18 protein-coding genes are annotated in these 16439 nt (G+C 65.4%); 5 read left to right on the top strand and 13 right to left on the bottom strand.

The features are described 5' to 3' along the window. Positions 1-58: 58 nt before the first annotated feature. Both P1IM2_RS14085 and P1IM2_RS14080 read left to right on the top strand, forming a co-directional pair. Positions 59-670, top strand: a complete 612-nt coding sequence (locus tag P1IM2_RS14085; RefSeq protein ID WP_186402861.1) for a beta/gamma crystallin-related protein — start codon at positions 59-61, stop codon at positions 668-670. 11 nt (positions 671-681) lie between these two features. Then, entirely contained in the window at positions 682-1002 is a 321-nt protein-coding gene (locus tag P1IM2_RS14080) for an MliC family protein (RefSeq protein ID WP_186402860.1), read from the top strand. 19 nt (positions 1003-1021) lie between these two features. Here P1IM2_RS14080 and P1IM2_RS14075 read toward each other — a convergent pair whose 3' ends face one another. From P1IM2_RS14075 to gluQRS, 8 genes are all read right to left on the bottom strand, one after another. After that, positions 1022-2164 (bottom strand): epoxide hydrolase family protein, encoded by a 1143-nt coding sequence (locus P1IM2_RS14075; RefSeq protein ID WP_186402859.1) that lies wholly within the window; start codon positions 2162-2164, stop codon positions 1022-1024. 36 nt (positions 2165-2200) lie between these two features. Beyond that, on the bottom strand, positions 2201-2692 hold the full coding sequence (locus P1IM2_RS14070) for a hypothetical protein (RefSeq protein ID WP_186402858.1): 492 nt from the start codon (positions 2690-2692) through the stop codon (positions 2201-2203). A gap of 80 nt (positions 2693-2772) precedes the next feature. Next, entirely contained in the window at positions 2773-3639 is an 867-nt protein-coding gene (locus tag P1IM2_RS14065) for a 3-hydroxyacyl-CoA dehydrogenase NAD-binding domain-containing protein (protein ID WP_186402857.1), read from the bottom strand. A gap of 82 nt (positions 3640-3721) precedes the next feature. Beyond that, positions 3722-4708, bottom strand: coding sequence for an L-histidine N(alpha)-methyltransferase (gene egtD, locus P1IM2_RS14060; RefSeq protein ID WP_186402856.1), 987 nt, complete (start codon positions 4706-4708; stop codon positions 3722-3724). A gap of 2 nt (positions 4709-4710) precedes the next feature. Beyond that, positions 4711-6033: an ergothioneine biosynthesis protein EgtB gene (egtB, locus tag P1IM2_RS14055; protein ID WP_186402855.1), complete on the bottom strand. Its 1323-nt coding sequence runs from the start codon at positions 6031-6033 to the stop codon at positions 4711-4713. Positions 6034-6139: 106 nt separating this feature from the next. Then, positions 6140-6721: a cob(I)yrinic acid a,c-diamide adenosyltransferase gene (locus P1IM2_RS14050; RefSeq protein ID WP_062901668.1), complete on the bottom strand. Its 582-nt coding sequence runs from the start codon at positions 6719-6721 to the stop codon at positions 6140-6142. Between the two features lie 31 nt (positions 6722-6752). Next, positions 6753-6977, bottom strand: coding sequence for an HIG1 domain-containing protein (locus P1IM2_RS14045; protein ID WP_003041307.1), 225 nt, complete (start codon positions 6975-6977; stop codon positions 6753-6755). A 9-nt stretch (positions 6978-6986) separates the two neighbouring features. Then, positions 6987-7847: a tRNA glutamyl-Q(34) synthetase GluQRS gene (gene gluQRS, locus P1IM2_RS14040; RefSeq protein ID WP_186402854.1), complete on the bottom strand. Its 861-nt coding sequence runs from the start codon at positions 7845-7847 to the stop codon at positions 6987-6989. 170 nt (positions 7848-8017) lie between these two features. Between gluQRS and P1IM2_RS14035 the strand changes: the two genes are divergently transcribed. Together P1IM2_RS14035 and P1IM2_RS14030 are read left to right on the top strand one after the other, a co-directional pair. Further along, positions 8018-8584 carry an HNH endonuclease gene (locus tag P1IM2_RS14035; RefSeq protein ID WP_003041310.1) on the top strand — a complete coding sequence of 189 codons (567 nt, stop codon included), beginning with the start codon at positions 8018-8020 and terminating at the stop codon, positions 8582-8584. A gap of 64 nt (positions 8585-8648) precedes the next feature. Beyond that, positions 8649-9071: a YbaY family lipoprotein gene (locus P1IM2_RS14030; protein WP_186402853.1), complete on the top strand. Its 423-nt coding sequence runs from the start codon at positions 8649-8651 to the stop codon at positions 9069-9071. 2 nt (positions 9072-9073) lie between these two features. Here P1IM2_RS14030 and P1IM2_RS14025 read toward each other — a convergent pair whose 3' ends face one another. Then, positions 9074-9628 (bottom strand): hypothetical protein, encoded by a 555-nt coding sequence (locus P1IM2_RS14025; protein WP_062901666.1) that lies wholly within the window; start codon positions 9626-9628, stop codon positions 9074-9076. A 109-nt stretch (positions 9629-9737) separates the two neighbouring features. On the opposite strand from P1IM2_RS14025, the gene ppc reads away from it, so the two are divergent. Next, positions 9738-12407, top strand: a complete 2670-nt coding sequence (ppc, locus tag P1IM2_RS14020) for a phosphoenolpyruvate carboxylase (RefSeq protein ID WP_186402852.1) — start codon at positions 9738-9740, stop codon at positions 12405-12407. A gap of 66 nt (positions 12408-12473) precedes the next feature. On the opposite strand, the gene P1IM2_RS14015 is transcribed toward ppc, so the two are convergent. The 4 genes from P1IM2_RS14015 to P1IM2_RS14000 form a co-directional block, all read right to left on the bottom strand. Next, the gene (locus P1IM2_RS14015; protein WP_186402851.1) at positions 12474-12989 is read right to left on the bottom strand and encodes a hypothetical protein; all 516 of its coding nucleotides are present in this window, start codon (positions 12987-12989) and stop codon (positions 12474-12476) included. A gap of 140 nt (positions 12990-13129) precedes the next feature. Continuing rightward, positions 13130-13933, bottom strand: a complete 804-nt coding sequence (locus tag P1IM2_RS14010; protein WP_186402850.1) for an SDR family oxidoreductase — start codon at positions 13931-13933, stop codon at positions 13130-13132. A 52-nt stretch (positions 13934-13985) separates the two neighbouring features. Beyond that, positions 13986-15104 carry an acyl-CoA dehydrogenase family protein gene (locus P1IM2_RS14005; RefSeq protein ID WP_186402849.1) on the bottom strand — a complete coding sequence of 373 codons (1119 nt, stop codon included), beginning with the start codon at positions 15102-15104 and terminating at the stop codon, positions 13986-13988. 3 nt (positions 15105-15107) lie between these two features. Beyond that, positions 15108-16289, bottom strand: a complete 1182-nt coding sequence (locus P1IM2_RS14000) for an acyl-CoA dehydrogenase family protein (RefSeq protein ID WP_003041330.1) — start codon at positions 16287-16289, stop codon at positions 15108-15110. Positions 16290-16439 lie beyond the last annotated feature (150 nt).

Raw genomic sequence — 16439 nt, 5'->3', positions numbered from 1 at the left:
GTTTCGGCCCCGGAAAAACGAATCCCGGGGTCGCGTTCGCCAAACAGGGAGGTTGTTGATGAAATCCATCCATCGCTGGTCGCTCTTCGCCGCCGCTGCCGTGTCGCTCGGCGGCGGTTTTCTTGCCGCGTCGCAGGCGCAATCGCCCGAGGACAGGATGATGCGTCCGACTGAGGCGACCATCTATCGCGACGCCGCCTACAAGGGGCCGGCGGTGTTCATTGGCGAAGCGAAGCCCGATCTGGGCCTGTCGTGGCCGGTCAATTCGATCCGCGTGACCAGCGGTCGCTGGGAACTGTGCGAGAAGACGCGCTATCGCGGCAATTGCCGGACGGTCGAACGCGACACCCCGATATTGGGCAATATCCTGCGCGGCATCAAGATCCAGTCTATCCGCCCCGTCGGATCGGGCGGCGGCTGGAATCCCGGCCCGGTCGCCAACGATCAGGTTGCGCGCGGCAATTTCGCCGAATTCCATACCCAGCCCGCCACCGCAAATTATCGCATTCTCGCGTGCCAGAGCGGATCGGCGACTGCCGCCTGCGCGGCGCGGACTGCCGACACATGGTGCCGCTCGATCGGCTGGAACGGATCGGCCCGCGAACATATGGAGACGGTTTCGGGCCGCATATATCTGGCCGACGTGCTGTGCGTCCGTTCGGGCTATTGAGGGGAATGGAGATGATCCGAATCGCGAAGCTGGCCGCCGCGGGCGCGGCCATTCTTGTCGTTGCGGGCTGTGCCTCCTACCCGCAAAACACCGGCACGCTTTACGAATGCAATCGCGGCACGCGGTTGCAGGTCGATTATGTCGCCAACGGCGCAATCGTCCGCGTCGACGGCCGCCGCAGCATGGTGCTCAAGGCCGCGCCGACCAACATGGGGCAGGCCTATGAAAACAAGAGCGGCGCGCGGCTGTACCGCAGCGGCAATGAGGTGACGTGGAACACCGCCGCGCGCACCGCGCCCGAGAGCTGCCGCCCCGTCAATCGGCCGATGTAGGCGGGGCGCCTCTCCCCCGTTACAGCGTCATTTGCGCAAGCGCCGCCCGGACCTCGCGCGCGAAAAGGGCGGGCTGCTCCCACGCCGCGAAATGGCCGCCGCGGTCGACCTCGTTCCAATAGACGATGTTGCGATAGCGCTTTTCGGCCCAGCGGCGCGACAGGCGCATGATCTCGTTCGGAAACAGGCTGCCGCCGGTCGGCACCTCGATCTCCCCTGCCGCGAAACTGCGGAAACTGTGCCAATAGAGCCGTGCCGACGACGCGGCGCTGGCGGTGAACCAATAGAGGCTGACGGTGTCGAGCATCGTGTCCTTCGACAGCGCGCGTTCGGGATGGCCGCCGATCGACTGGCCGCCCGGCTGATGCCCGCAATCGGTCCAGCCGTGGAATTTCTCGACGATCCAGCACATCTGCCCGACGGGTGAATCGGTAAGCGCATAGCCGATGGTCTGCGGCCGCGTTGCCTGCTGCGTCGAATAGCCACTGTCCTTTGCCTGATACCAGCCGAAACGCGCGAGATAGAGTTTTTCGGCGTCGGTCAGATCGGCCATCAGCGCCGGGTCGGGCTGGCCGACGATCATGTTGACATGGATGCCCGCGCAATGGTCGCCATGGTTCGTCCCGATGGCGCAGGTAACCGCGCTGCCCCAGTCGCCGCCCTGCGCGAAATAGCGATCGTAACCGAGCGCGCGCATCAGCGCGTCCCAACCCGCAGCTATATGTTCGACGCTCCATTTCGCGGCCGCGGGCTTGCCCGAAAAGCCGTAGCCCGGCAGCGACGGGATCACGAGATGATAGTCGGCCGACAGCGGCGCGATCACGTCGAGAAATTCGAGCACCGACCCCGGCCAGCCGTGCGTCAGCACCAGCGGCCGCGCCGCCAGATTGTCCGAGCGGATATGAAGGAAATGGATGTCAAGGCCATCGACCGTGGCCAGAAAATTGGGCAGCGCGTTGAGCCGCGCCTCGACCGTGCGCCAGTCATAATCGTCGCGCCAATAGGCCGCGAGTTCCTGCGCATAGGCGAGCGGGACGCCCTGGTCCCAATCGTCGACGGTCTCCTTTTCGGGCCAGCGCGTGCGCGCCAGCCGGTCTTTCAGATCATCGATCGCTGCCTGCGGAACCTCGGCGCGGAACGCGCGGATATTTTCGACCTTCATTCGGCCTCTCCCCCACCTGACTGCTTCGGCTTTGTGTCAGGGCCGCGCCGGCGCCTTGCAACCGCGCTGCAACCCGACGCCCTTCAGGAAGCCGCGACGCACCGTGCCAGCATAGACCGCCTCTGCATAGCGCCGACGTTCGGCGTTGGCACCCGTGACCTCGCCGATCAGGCTACGAAAGGGAATGATCGACCCGGCGACGCTGCCCGCGACGCGGCCGACGGTTTCCTCGCGCTTTTTCGCTGCGCTCTTGTCGGCAGGTTCGTTGACGTCGGGGCCGAGCACGTCGTTCAGTTCGCTGACCTCGCGGATAATCGCGGAACATTTGCGCAAGCCCGCGAGTGAATAGGGATTGTCCTGGATCGCTTTCAGCTTGTCGGGCACTTCCTTGCCGTCGAAGGGCTCGGTCACGCTGTTCGCGGTCGATTTCAGCGTCGAATCCTCGGGCGCGCCTTCCTGCGCCTGCACCGCACCATTGACCGATAGCGCGGCGATTATCGCCAGCGGCAGCCATGTTCTCCGCATCATCCCTGTCCTCCTGTTGCCCGCAGGCGCCCGCACCGGCGCCAGCGGGATAACGAACGAGGACCGATTCGGCTCCCGCCGGGTCAGCGCGTGGGAACGGGCGCCTCGCCGGTCCAGTCGTAGAAGCCGCGTCCGGCCTTTTTGCCGACCCAGCCCGCCTCGACATATTGGACGAGCAGCGGCGCAGGACGGAATTTGGGATCGCCGGTGCCGCTGTGCAGCACGCGGATAATTTCAAGGCAGGTATCGAGCCCGATGAAATCGGCAAGGGTGATCGGCCCCATCGGGTGATTGAGGCCGAGCCGGCATCCGGTGTCGATGTCCTGCATCGTCGCCACCCCTTCGCCAAGCGCGAACACCGCTTCGTTGATCAGCGGCATCAGCACGCGGTTGACGATGAAGCCGGGCGCGTCGTTGGCATGGACGATTTCCTTGCCGAGTCCGCGGCCGAAGGCTTCGACGCTGGCAAGCGTCGTGTCGCTGGTCGCAAGGCCGCGGATCAGTTCGATCAGGCCCATGACCGGCACCGGGTTGAAGAAATGGACGCCGATGAAGCGCGCCGGATCGGGGGCCGCCTGCGCCAGTCGGGTGATCGGAATCGAGCTGGTGTTAGAGGCGAGGATCGCGCTGTCCGAAAGATGCGCGCCGACGCTGGCGAAGATCGCGCGCTTGATCTCCTCGCGCTCGGTCGCGGCCTCGATCACCAGCGCAGCCGGGGCGAAGGCGGCGTGGTCGGCGACGGGGGTGATCCGGCCGAGCAGCGCGTCGGCATCGCCCTGCGTTATCTTGTCCTTGGCGACCAGCCGCCCGAGTGCCTTGCCGATCCCGGCCTTGCCGGCTTCGGCGCGGGCGATGTCGATGTCCGACAGCAGCACATCGTGGCCGGCGCCTGCCGATACCTGCGCGATCCCCGCGCCCATTTGCCCTGCCCCGATAACGCCGACGATCATTATATGCCCTTTCGCTGGAAATCGCAGCTCTGCCCCTAGGGACTGGGCAAGCGTCGTCAAGGCCGAGAGTCGGGCGCGCGCGTCAGGGCGCGGCGCGCACCTCGGTCGCTTCGGCGAGGATCAGCGCGAAAGCGGGATCGACATCGTCCCACGCCGCGATCGGCGTCCAGCCTCCGGCGCGGAGGAGCAGGCTGGCGTCGCGCGGCCCATATTTATGGCTGTTCTCGCTGTGGATCGTTTCGCCCTTCGCCATCGTATAAGGACGGCCATCGACCATGAATTCGAGGTCGCACGCCGCCACCAGATGCATTTCTATACGCGCATGAACATCGTTCCAGCAGGCGCGGTGGTCGAAATTGGCAACGGGGATCGTGCCGTCCAGCTCGCGGTTGATCCGTTCGAGCAGGTTGAGGTTGAACGCCGCGGTGACACCGGCCGAATCGTCATAAGCGCGTTCGAGGGTGCCGATCTCCTTGATCCGATCGACCCCGATCAGCATCAGTGCGCCGTCGCCGAGCGCGCTGCGCCAATGGCGGAGCAGATCGATGGCGCTGCGCGCCACCATGTTGCCGATCGTCGAGCCCGGAAAGAAGCCGAGTTTGGCAAGGCCGCAAATCTCGCGCGGGAGCGCCACCGGCTGGGTGAAGTCGGCCTCGACCGGATAGACCGGAAGATCGGGAAAGCGTGCCGAGAGGGCGGCCGCGCTATCGCGCAGGAAATCGCCCGAAATATCCACAGGCACATAGGCGCCGGGGGCAATGGCATCGAGCAGCAGCGGCGTCTTCGTCGAGCTGCCCGATCCCAGTTCGACCACCGCGCGGCCCGGCCCGATCGCCGCCGCCAGTTCGCCCGCATGGCGGGTGAGCAGCGCCACCTCGCTGCGCGTCGGATAATATTCGGGCAGCCCGGTGATATCCTCGAACAACGCCGATCCGGTCGCGTCGTAGAACCAGCGCGCCGGAATCGCCTTTTGCGCCTGCGACAATCCCGCATGAACGTCGGCGCGAAAGGCGATATCGACGCCGCTGTCATCGGCATCGACCTGCCGCAATTGGCGAACAACGCCCATGATCACAAATCCTTGGCAAGGCGCAGGCCGGTGAACTGCCAGCGCTGGTGGGGGTAGAAGAAATTGCGGTAGGAGGCGCGAACATGGCCGCGCGGGGTCGCACAGCTGCCACCGCGCAGCACGAACTGGCCGCTCATGAACTTGCCGTTATACTCGCCGACCGCGCCCGGCGCGGCGCGAAAACCGGGATAGGGGCGATAGGCGCTGCCGGTCCATTCCCAGACCCCGCCGAACATCCCCGCAAGCGCAGCGCCGTCCGATGCGGAGCCGTCCGCCGCCGCCGGATGCACCGGGCCGGCGGCATCGAGCTGCTGCCCCGCGCGCGGATCATATCCCGCCGCCGCCGCTTCCCATTCAAATTCGGTCGGCAGCCGCGCGCCCGCCCAACTGGCGAAGGCGTCGGCTTCGAAAAAACTGATGTGCGTCACGGGAGCGGCGGGGTCGATCCCCTGCCATCCGGCAAGGGTGAACTGGCGATCACCCTCCCAATAAGCGGGGGCGTCGACGCCTTCGGCCTGGACCCATGTCCAGCCGTCGCTGAGCCACAGCGACGGGGTGCGATAGCCGCCGTCGGCGATGAAGTCGCGCCACTCGCCGTTCGTTACCGGTCGATTGGCGAGCGCATGCGGCGCAAGAAGCGCCGAAAAGCGGGGAAGTTCACAGTCGAACGCGAAACCCTCGCCCTCATGCCCCACGGCAACGATCCCCTCGGTACCCGCGATCCAGCGCAGCGGCCCCGCCGCGACAGACGATGCCGAAGAACCGGCGGAAAACTGCGCAACTTCATTCGCGATTGCACTGTCGGAGGCGTCCCAGACGGCGGGCCCGAGCGGGTTCTGCGCGAACAGATGCTTGATGTCGGTGAGCAGCAATTCCTGATGCTGCTGTTCATGATGGATGCCAAGCTCGACGAGCGCGCGTGCAGCCGGCGACAGCGTCGGCAGCGCCTTCACGATCGCCGCATCGACATGCGCGCGCCAATCGCGCACCGCATCGAGCGACGGCCGCGTCAGCAGGCCGCGGCGTGGGCGCGCATGGCGCGGCCCCTCTGCCTCATAATAGCTGTTGAACAGATAGGCGAAGCGGTCATCGAACAGCGAATAGCCGGGGCAATGATCACGCAGGACGAAGGTTTCGAAAAACCAGCTCGTATGCGCCAGATGCCATTTGGCGGGCGATGCGTCGGGCATCGACTGTACGCTAGCGTCGGCGTCGGACAGGCGCGCGACAAGGTCGAGCGAGAGCTGCCGCGTCGCAGTGAAGCGCCGGGTCAGGTCGTCCGCCGAAGGAGCGGTCGTGGGCGAAGCATCGGTTCGGCTGGCCATGGTTTGACAATCCCCCGAAGAGCGATTCGGTTTCGTCGCCTGCCCCAATATGGTTACAGGACGGAGAATTGTACAGAACAAACAAAGAACAATAAGGCGATCGGGCCTAGCGCGTCGCGCCGGGTTTCCACAGGATGTCCCCGCCCGCCGCGGCGTTGAGGTGGCGCGTCGCGACGAACAGATGGTCGGACAGGCGGTTGAGATAGGCAAGCGCCAGCGGGTTGAGCGGCCGCGTCGCCGCCGCGGCGACCGCCGCCCGTTCGGCGCGGCGCGCGATCGCGCGCGCGAGGTGGAGGCGCGCCGCGGCTTCGGTGCCGCCGGGCAGGATGAAGCTGGACAGCGGCGCGAGCCTGTCGTTCATCGCGTCGATCTCCGCCTCCAGCCGCGCGATCTGGCTCGCGACGATGCGCAGCGCCATTTGGTGCGGGCCGAAGCCATGCTGCGGATCGGCAGGCGTCGCGAGATCGGCGCCAAGGTCGAACAATTCGTTCTGAATGCGCGCGAACATCGCCGCTGCCTCGCCGCCCGCAGGCAGCGCCGTGACCGCGATGCCGAGGGCGCTGTTCGCCTCGTCGACATCGCCAATCGCTTCCATCAGCGCGTCGGACTTGGCGATGCGCGACCCGTCGACGAGGCCCGTCGTGCCGTCATCGCCGGTGCGCGTATAGATTTTGTTGAGCTTGACCATAAGCGAGGGGCTGCGGGCGGACGCGCCGCGATCAGCTACCCGCGGCGAGAAGGCCGATGAGCACGATCAGGATGATCGTCACCGCCTGCCACTTCACGCGCGCCATCATCATCCGGTTCTGCATGAGCTGATTTTCATGCTCATTGCCCTCCATCGCGGCGCGGTGACCCTGCGCGAAATAGAAGAGCCCGCGCGCGAGCGCGAAGAGGACGAGGCCGGCCGACGCAACGACCGCAAGGATGAGAAGCACCTGCATGTCTTCTATTTAGGGCATTTGCAGCGAATATCCAGCCGGAAGCCGCCCGGCGCGCAAATCGTCGGCCAGCGCGCGCCCGTCCGCGCCCGCAGCGCGCAGCGCGGCAAGCGCCGCCGCGCCGTCGCGCTTGGCGAGCCGCTTGCCGTCGGCGCCGCAGACAAGCGCATGGTGGCGGTAGACCGGGGGCCGAAAACCGAGCAGCGCCTGAAGCAGCCGGTGGACGTCGGTCGAGGCGATCAGATCTGCGCCGCGAACCACCAACGTCACCCCCATCGCAGCGTCGTCGATCGTGCTCGCGAGATGATAGCTGGCAGGGGCATCCTTGCGCGCGAGGACGACGTCGCCATGCGCGGCGGGATCGGCGGCGCGCCCCCCCCGCCCCCCCTCCTCCCAGACGAGCGGGCCCGCAATCGCGACCGCGCTTGCCATGTCGAGCCGCCAGCAATGCGCCTCCTGCGCCAACCGCCGTTCGCGCTCGGCCGCGCCGAGGTGGCGGCAGGTGCCGGGATAAAGCGGCGCGCCGTCCGGCGGTGCTCCGTGCGGCGCCGCGAGGCTGGCGGCAATATCGGCGCGGGTGCAGAAGCAGGGGTAGACGAACCCGCGTTGGCGAAGATCGGCGAGCGCGGCGGCATAATCGCCCAGATGCTGCGACTGGCGAACCGGCGCACCGTCGAATGTCAGGCCGAGCCATTCGAGATCGGCAAGCGCAGCGCCGACAAACGCCTCGCGCGAACGGCTGCCGTCGATGTCGTCGATGCGGAGGTGGAACCCGCCGCCCGCGGCGCGCGCGGCATCATGCGCGAGGATCGCGCTGAACGCGTGGCCAAGGTGCAGTTCGCCGGTCGGGCTGGGGGCGAAGCGGGTCAGCATGGCTCAGCGACCGAATCCATATGCTGTGGGGCTCTCAATCCATCCATTCCATATATTGCGACACATCCCCCCTTGACGCCAGATTCTGATGCGTCATGTAATGATGGTGTCACGCGAGGAAGGCAGTGGCGCGCCATCCCGAGCAGCATAGGGGGCAGCGTTACCAAGCCATGTTCCATCCCGATCTTGCCCGGCATCCCGATAATTGTCCGGCTCTCGTCCTCAATGCAGATTATACGCCGCTGAGTTATTACCCGCTGAGCCTGTGGCCGTGGCAGACCGCGGTCAAGGCGGTATTCCTCGATCGCGTCACGATCGTCGAGAATTACGAGCGCGAAATCCATTCGCCGACGCGGACAATGCCGATCCCCAGCGTCATCGCGCTGCGCCAATATGTGAAGCCGTCGCAATATCCCGCCTTCACGCGCTTCAACCTGTTCCTGCGCGATCGCTTCGCCTGCCAATATTGCGGGTCAGGCAAGGACCTGACCTTCGATCATGTCGTGCCGCGGCGGCTGGGCGGACGGACGAGCTGGGAAAATGTCACCACCGCCTGCGCGCCGTGCAATCTGCGCAAGGGCGGGCGGACGCCGGCGCAGGCGCATATGCCGCTGCACCAGAAGCCGTGGCGTCCGACGAGCTGGCAGCTTCAGGACAATGGCCGCGCCTTTCCGCCGGGCTATCTGCACGAAAGCTGGATCGACTGGCTTTACTGGGATGTCGAACTGGAGGGCTGACAGGCCCGGTTCAGCCGGAGGATGCCAGGCGATTGCCAGATATTTGGTCAACAGGAGTATCGCCATGAACCGCGCCATCGCCTCGCTCGCCATCGGCATCGCCGCCCTGCCCCTTGCCGCCTGCGCAAGCTTCGCGCCCGCCGAGCAGCCCGTGTCGGTGACCGGCGCGATAACCTATCGCGAACGCATGGCACTGCCGCCGACGGCGCAGGTCGAGGTGACGCTGGCCGACGTCAGCCTGATGGATGCGCCCGCGTCGGTGATCGCACGCCAGAGCTTCACCGCCGACGGCCGGCAGGTGCCCTTCGCCTTTTCGCTGACTGTCGACCAGCGCCGTCTCGACCCGCGCCACAGCTATGCCGTGGCGGCGAGGATCACCGATGCGTCGGGCAAGCTGATGTTCATCACCGACACGCGCAACAGCGTGACCTTCGACGGTGCGCCGCGGATCGACCTGGGCACGCTGGTGATGGTGAAGACGCGCTGACCTCAGCCGTCACAGTTTAGGTCTGTGCGCACGCCCATCTCGTGCAGCATCTTTTCGACTCTCGGAAAGTCGAACTGCCATTCGTCATAGGAATCGGTCCGGCGAAGCGCGGGAGTCATGCCGACACCTTGGCAGCAGTAGCAGACCTGAATCTCGCCGAGCTGATGCCCCGATCCGTCATAATATCGAAAGAAGTGATGCGGAATAAAGCAAGCCGCATGGACCCGCTCAGCCCATTCCTTCTTTGTCAGACGGTAAAGAAATACCGATCCGTCGAGAATATCCCGCTGCGCCTTTGTCAGGCGAATGCCTTCGGGTCGCGACGTCCATTTCCCCATCTTTTCTTGATCGTCATAAGATAGATCTTCAACGAACAGGCGGACCTCGGCGGCTTGCGGCCACGGCCTGACCGGCGTGGCTCCGGCCGAAGGCCTGGAGGGCGGCGACATGATATATTCGTCGCCCGACACCTCCGATCCCATGGCCAGCGACAAAACGACGCCCACGGAAAGGAGCAGTGCTGTGCCGACGGCAATCATGGCGCTTCGTTGCTTCATATTGCCTCCCTCAGCCCAAGCCATTTCAATAGCTTTAACAGACACGTAATAAAGGCATAGCTATGCGCCGCTTGACCCGGCGCCTGTTGCGGTGCAGCAAGCTGCGTCCATGGGCCCACCAATCCAGATCTCGCAAAATCCCGACATCCGCTATCTCGGGCGAATCCTCGGCGACGTCATTCGCGCCTATGGCGGCGAGAAGCTGTTCCGGCAGACCGAATATATCCGATCGTCGAGCGTCGACCGGCATCGCGGCATCGCGGGCGCCGAGACGATCGATCCGGGGCTGGAGGCGCTGAGCCTCGACGATACCATCGCCTTCGTGCGCGGCTTCATGCTGTTTTCGATGCTCGCCAATCTGGCCGAAGACCGGCAGGGCGTCGCCGCCGAGCCCGAGGCGACGGTGGCGGCAGCGCTTGCCCGGCTGAAACAGGACGGTATCGATGGCGATGCGGTCGCGGCGCTGCTCGGCGCCGCGCTGGTCGCGCCGGTGCTCACCGCGCACCCGACCGAGGTGCGCCGCAAGTCGATGCTCGACCACAAGAACCGCATCGCCGAGCTGATGCGGCTGCGCGATGCCGGCGTCGAGGAAACCGCCGAGGGCGATGTCGTCGAGGAAGCGATCCGCCGCCAGATCGTGCTGCTGTGGCAGACGCGGCCGCTGCGCACCGAAAAATTGTTCGTTGCCGACGAGATCGACAATGCGCTGACCTATTTGCGCGACGTGTTCGTGCCCGTGATCCCCAAGCTTTATGCGCGCTGGGAACAGGAACTTGGCGCGCGCCCGGCAAGCTTCCTGCGCGTCGGGAGCTGGATCGGCGGCGACCGCGACGGCAATCCTTTCGTCACCGCCGAGACGCTGCATATGGCAACGAGCCGCAACGCCGCCGCGGTGCTCGGCCATTATATCGACGCGGTGCATGCGCTCGGCGCCGAACTGTCGGTGTCGTCTTCGCTCGCGACAGTCTCCGAAGCGGTCGAGGCACTGGCCGCGGCGAGCGGCGATACCGCGCCGAGCCGCAGCGACGAGCCCTATCGCCGCGCACTGTCGGGCATCTATGCTAGGTTGTGCGCAACCTATGCCGGCATCGTCGGGCGCGCGCCGCCGCGGCCGTCGGCACTGGCCGGCGACGCCTATGCCGCCCCCGCCGATTTTCGCCGCGACCTCGTCACCATCGCCGCCGGCCTGTCGGCGAGCGGCGAGGGCCAGCTTGGCGGCATCGGCGCGCTCGGCCGGTTGATCCGCGCGGTCGAGGTCTTCGGTTTCCACCTTGCGACGCTCGACATGCGGCAGAACAGCGCGGTGCACGAACGCGTGCTCGCCGAGCTGCTCGCGGTCGCGGGCGTCGAAGGCGATTATCTCAGCTTGGGCGAAGAGGCGCGCGTCGAGCTGCTGCGCCGCGAACTGGCGACCAACCGCCCGCTTGCCGCGCCGTGGCACAAATGGAGCGAAGAAACCGCCGGCGAACTCGCGATCGTCCACGCCGCCGCCGCGATCCGCGCCAGGCTGGGCGTCGAGGCGATCGTCCAGTGGATCATCAGCAAGGCCGAAAGCCTGTCCGACCTGCTCGAAGTCCATGTCCTCGCCCGCGAAGCCGGATTGTGGTCGGCCGAGGCGCAGGACAATCTGATGGTCGTGCCGCTGTTCGAAACCATCGCCGACCTCGACGAGGCGCCGGGGATCATGGCCGCCTATTTCGCGCTGCCCGAGATTGCGCCGCATGTCGTCGCGCGCGGACATCAGGAAGTGATGATCGGCTATTCGGATTCGAACAAGGATGGCGGCTATCTGACCTCAACATGGGGGCTCTACCAGGCATCGGAAGCGTTGACCCCGGTGTTCGAGGCCGCCGATACCGCGATGCAGCTGTTCCACGGTCGCGGCGGTGCGGTCGGGCGCGGCGGCGGCAGCGCTTTCGCCGCGATCCGCGCGCAGCCCGCGGGGACGGTGCAGGGCCGCATCCGCATCACCGAACAGGGTGAAGTGATCGCGGCCAAATATGGCACCGCCGACAGCGCCGCGACCAATCTGGAGGCGATGGTATCGGCAAGCCTGCTCGCCAGCCTCGAGCCCGAGGCGATGAGCGCGGACGACGCCGGGCGCTTTGCGGGCGCAATGACCGCGCTGTCGAACGATGCCTTCGCCGCCTATCGCGGGCTCGTTTACGATACGCCCGCCTTCAAGGACTTCTTCCGCGCGATGACGCCGATCGCCGAGATCGCGACGCTGAAGATCGGGTCGCGGCCGTCGAGCCGCACCAAATCGACCGCGATCGAGGACCTGCGCGCGATTCCCTGGGTGTTCAGCTGGGCGCAGGCGCGCACCATGCTGCCCGGCTGGTACGGCACCGGCGAGGCCTTTGCGGCGTTCGCGGACCAGGCGCTGCTCGCCGATATGGCGCAAAGCTGGCCCTTCTTCGGCGCGCTGCTCGGAAATATGGAAATGGTGCTGGCAAAATCGGACATCGGCATCGCCGCGCGCTATGCCGAACTGGCCGGGCATGTGGGCGGGCATGCGGCGATCTTTTCGCGCATCCGCGACGGCTGGCACCGCGCCCACGACGGGCTTTTGACAATCACCGGCCAGTCGCGGCTGCTCGAGAATAATCCAGCGCTCGAGGCATCGATCCGCCTGCGCCTGCCCTATATCGAGCCGCTCAACCTGCTGCAGATCGAATTGATGAAGCGCCACCGCGCGGGCGAAACCGACCCCCGCATCGCCGAGGGCATCCAGTTGACCATCAACGCGATCGCAACCGCGCTGCGCAACAGCGGGTAGACCCGAACACCGTCATGGCGAGGAGCAAGGCGAAGCAATCGCTTCGCGCCTCGCCATGACGAGGGGTCAATTCTTGACGATCCGCACCTCGCCCTTGCTCGTCTCGCCCGCGGGTTCGAAGCTGATCGTGAAATCGGCGCCGTCCTTGTCGGTTCCGCGCAGCGTGTCGCCGGCGCGCTGGACCTGGATATTCTTCTTCGCAAATTCGCCGGCCATCCAGTCGGCTGCCTTGGCGGGCGCCGCCGGCGAGGTGAAGCCGAGGCGCACCCTCGCCTTGTCGGCGCCGCCCTTGTCACTCGCATTGACGTCGATGCTTGCGATCTTGCTGCCCGGATAGAGCTTCACCCCGTCGATGTCGAAATCGCTATCGACGTCGATATTGGCGAAATCGGGGAGCTTGAAGCTCATCGAGCCGTGGTCGCCATCGATGCTGACCTTGCCGCCGTCCTTGCCGGCGGTGATCCGGACATTGCCGCCGTCGCCATCGGCATTCACCGTGACCTCAGCCTTATCGCTCTTGTCTTCGGCGTGCCCGCAGGCGCCGAGCAACAGCATCGGGGGAATCAGGAAGGCGAAACGCATGGACTGTCTCCTTGGTGCATTATCTGAATAATACACCTGCGCGCGCGGCGAGTCAATTTCCTGTCGGCTCGCCATAACGCGGTTACGGTTCGACAGGGATACCCCCCGGATCAAGTCCGGGATGGCCAACAAGAAGCGGCCTAAGCGTCGATGCTGGTCTTGAGGTCGCCATGGACGAGACCGCCGTCGACCGCGATCGTTTCGCCGACGACATAATCGCCCGCCTTCGATGCGAGAAAGATCGCTGCGCCGGCCATATCCTCGGGCACGCCGATGCGCTTGGTCGGGATGCTCTTGGCAACTGCGTCGCCATGGTCGCGCGCCGCCTTGTTCATGTCCGACTGGAAGGCGCCGGGTGCGATCGCGGTGACGATGATATTGTCCTGCACCAGCCGCGCCGCCATGCGCTTGGTCAGATAGAGGATCGCCGCCTTCGACGCATGATAGCTGTAGGTTTCCCACGGGTTGAGGCGCAGGCCGTCGATCGACCCGATGTTGATGACCTTTGCCGGCCGTGCGGGCGTGCCCGCCGCCTTCAGCAGATTGTGCAACGCCTGGGTCAGGAAGAAGGGCGATTTGACGTTGATGTCCATCACCTTGTCCCAGCCGGCTTCGGGGAAATTCTCGAAGGGTTCGCCCCAGGCGGCGCCCGCATTGTTGACGAGGATGTCGAGCTTTTCCTCGCGTGCTTCGAGTTCCTTGGCGAGCGCGCGGCAGCCTTCGACGGTCGAAAGATCGACGGGAAGGCCGATGACCTTGCCCGGATAGCGCGTTTCGAAATCGGCGACGGCTTCCTCGATCTGCGCCGTTTTGCGCGCTGAGATATAGACGCGCGCGCATCCCGCGGCGAGATAGCCTTCGACGATCATCTTGCCGATGCCGCGCGAACCGCCGGTGACGAGCGCGATGCGGCCGTTGAGGCCGAACATATCATTGAGGTTCATTGTTTTTCTCCGATCACTCCCCTCCCGCAGGCGGCAGGGGGTTTGAGTCGTTTCAGTATCCGTTCATCCGGGCGACCTGGTCGATATGGTAATGCACATCGCCCATGAATTCGGCGAGCGCGCGGTCGCGTTTCATGTAGAGGCCGATGTCATATTCGTCGGTCATGCCGATGCCGCCGTGCATCTGAACGCCTTCGCGCACCGCAAGGTTGGCGGCGCGGCCCGCCTTGGCCTTGGCGACCGAGACCATCAGCTTCGCGCCTTCGCTGCCTTCGTCAAGGAGCTGCTGCGCCTTCATCACCGTGGCGCGCGCGACTTCCATCTCGCCATAGAGATGCGCGGCGCGGTGCTGGAGCGCCTGAAACTCGCCGATTAGCTTGCCGAACTGCTTGCGTTCCTTGAGGTAATTGACGGTCATGTCCATCGCGCCCTGCCCGACGCCAACCATTTCGGCGGCAGCGCCGGTGCGGGTGGCGGCCAGCAGCGCGTCGAGGATGTGGCCGCCGGCATCGACTTCGCCGATCACCGCGTCGGCATCGACCTCGACGCCGTCGAGGGTGACATGGCTTGCAAACGAGGAGTCGACGAGGCGGCGCGGATCGGCGGTCAGCCCCTTTGCATCCTTCGGCACCGCGAACAGGGTGATACCGCCGTCGGTTTTCGCCGCGACGATGCTCATGTCGGCGATATGGCCGTGGAGGACGAAGCTTTTCTTGCCGTCCAATCGAAAGCCGTTGCCGGCGCGTGTCGCGGCGGTCGCGATGCGGTCGGGGCGGTGCTTGGCACCCTCGTCGATCGCGAGTGCGACGATCGCCTCGCCGCTGGCGATGGCGGGAAGCCAGCGGCCCGCCTGCGTTCCGCCCGCCTTCGCCAGCGCGGCGACCGCGCCGACGCTGGTCGCGAGGAAGGGCGACGGCGTCAGGTTGCGGCCGATTTCCTCGAGCACGATGCCCGCTTCCATATGCCCCATGCCGAGCCCGCCATGCGCCTCCGGCACCAGCATGCCGGGCAGGCCCATTTCGGTGAACTGCGCCCACAGGTCGCGCGAGAAGCCGGTGGCGTCGGCCTCGTCGCGCAGCTTGCGGAGGTGCGAGACGGGGGCCTGTTCGGCCACAAAGGGCGCGACGCTGTCCTTGAGCATCGCCTGATCGTCATTGTGATACAAGGGCATGGGTCAGGCTCCGGGCAAATCGAGGATACGCTTGGCGATGACGTTGAGCATCACTTCGCTCGTGCCGCCTTCGATCGAATTGGCCTTGGTGCGCAGCCACGCGCGCGGGCGGGCGCCACCCTTTGTTTCGGGGCTGTCCCATTCGAGCGCTTCGCTGCCACCGCCCGACATGACGAGTTCGTGGCGGCGCTTGTTGAGCTCGGTCCCGACATATTTCATCATGTTCGACGAGGCGGGGTGCGCGCGGCCGGTCTTCCACATGTCCATGAAGCGTTCGCCCATCGCGCGATAGGCAAAGACATCGACGTCGAACGCCGCCATTTCGGCGCGCAGGATCGGATCGTCGAGTTCGCCATGGTCGTTCTTGCCGATCGCCTTGGCAAAGGCGCCGCCGATGCTGACCATGTCGCCGCCCGCACCGCCGCCCGAAATCATCTCGCGTTCGTGGCCGAGGAGATATTTGGCGACGTCCCAGCCCCGGTTGATCTCGCCGACGAACTGCGTCTTGGGCACTTCGACATCGTCGAAGAAGGTTTCGCAGAAGGGCGAATTGCCCGAAATCAGCAGGATCGGCTTGGTCGTGACGCCCTTGCTCTCCATGTCGAAGAGCATGAAGGTGATGCCCTGATATTTGTTCGCCTTGTCGGTGCGGACGAGGCAGAAGATCCAGTCGGCCTTGTCGGCATAGCTGGTCCAGATCTTCGATCCGTTGACGACCCAGTGATCGCCCTTGTCCTCGCCGAAGGTCTGCAGGGAGACGAGGTCGCTGCCCGAGCCGGGTTCCGAATAGCCCTGGCACCAGCGGATTTCGCCGCGCGCGATCTGGTTCAGATAATGGACCTTCTGCTCTTCGGTACCGAATTTGAGCAGCGCGGGGCCGAGCATCCAGATGCCGAAGCTGTCGAGCGGCGAGCGCGCGTTGATCCGCTTCATTTCCTGTTTCAGGATCTTGGTCTGTTCGGGGGTCAGCCCGGCGCCGCCATATTCCTTCGGCCAATCGGGAACGGTGTAGCCCTTTGCGGCGCAGGCTTCGAGCCATTGTTTCTGGGCGTCATTCTTGAAAACCCATTTGCGGCCGCCCCAGCACACATCGCCTTCGTCGCGGACGGGTTCGCGCATTTCGGGGGGACAATTGGCTTCCAGCCAGGCGCGCACTTCGGCGCGAAAAGCGTCCTGATCGCTCATCTTTCGGGCTCCTCTTCTGGCGCGCAAACTAAGGGGAGTCGCCCGGTTTACGCAAGCGTCAACTTGGCTGTGCCGCGCTGCCGTTACGGCGCCGTAGCGTCCGATTGCGGGCCGTTGACGCGCCCTCCCATGCGCCTAAGCTAAGTGGCA

This window comes from Sphingopyxis sp. P1IMeth2 (assembly GCF_900185685.1).
Lineage (GTDB): Bacteria > Pseudomonadota > Alphaproteobacteria > Sphingomonadales > Sphingomonadaceae > Sphingopyxis > Sphingopyxis terrae_A.
This window is presented reverse-complemented; position numbering and strand designations above follow the sequence as displayed.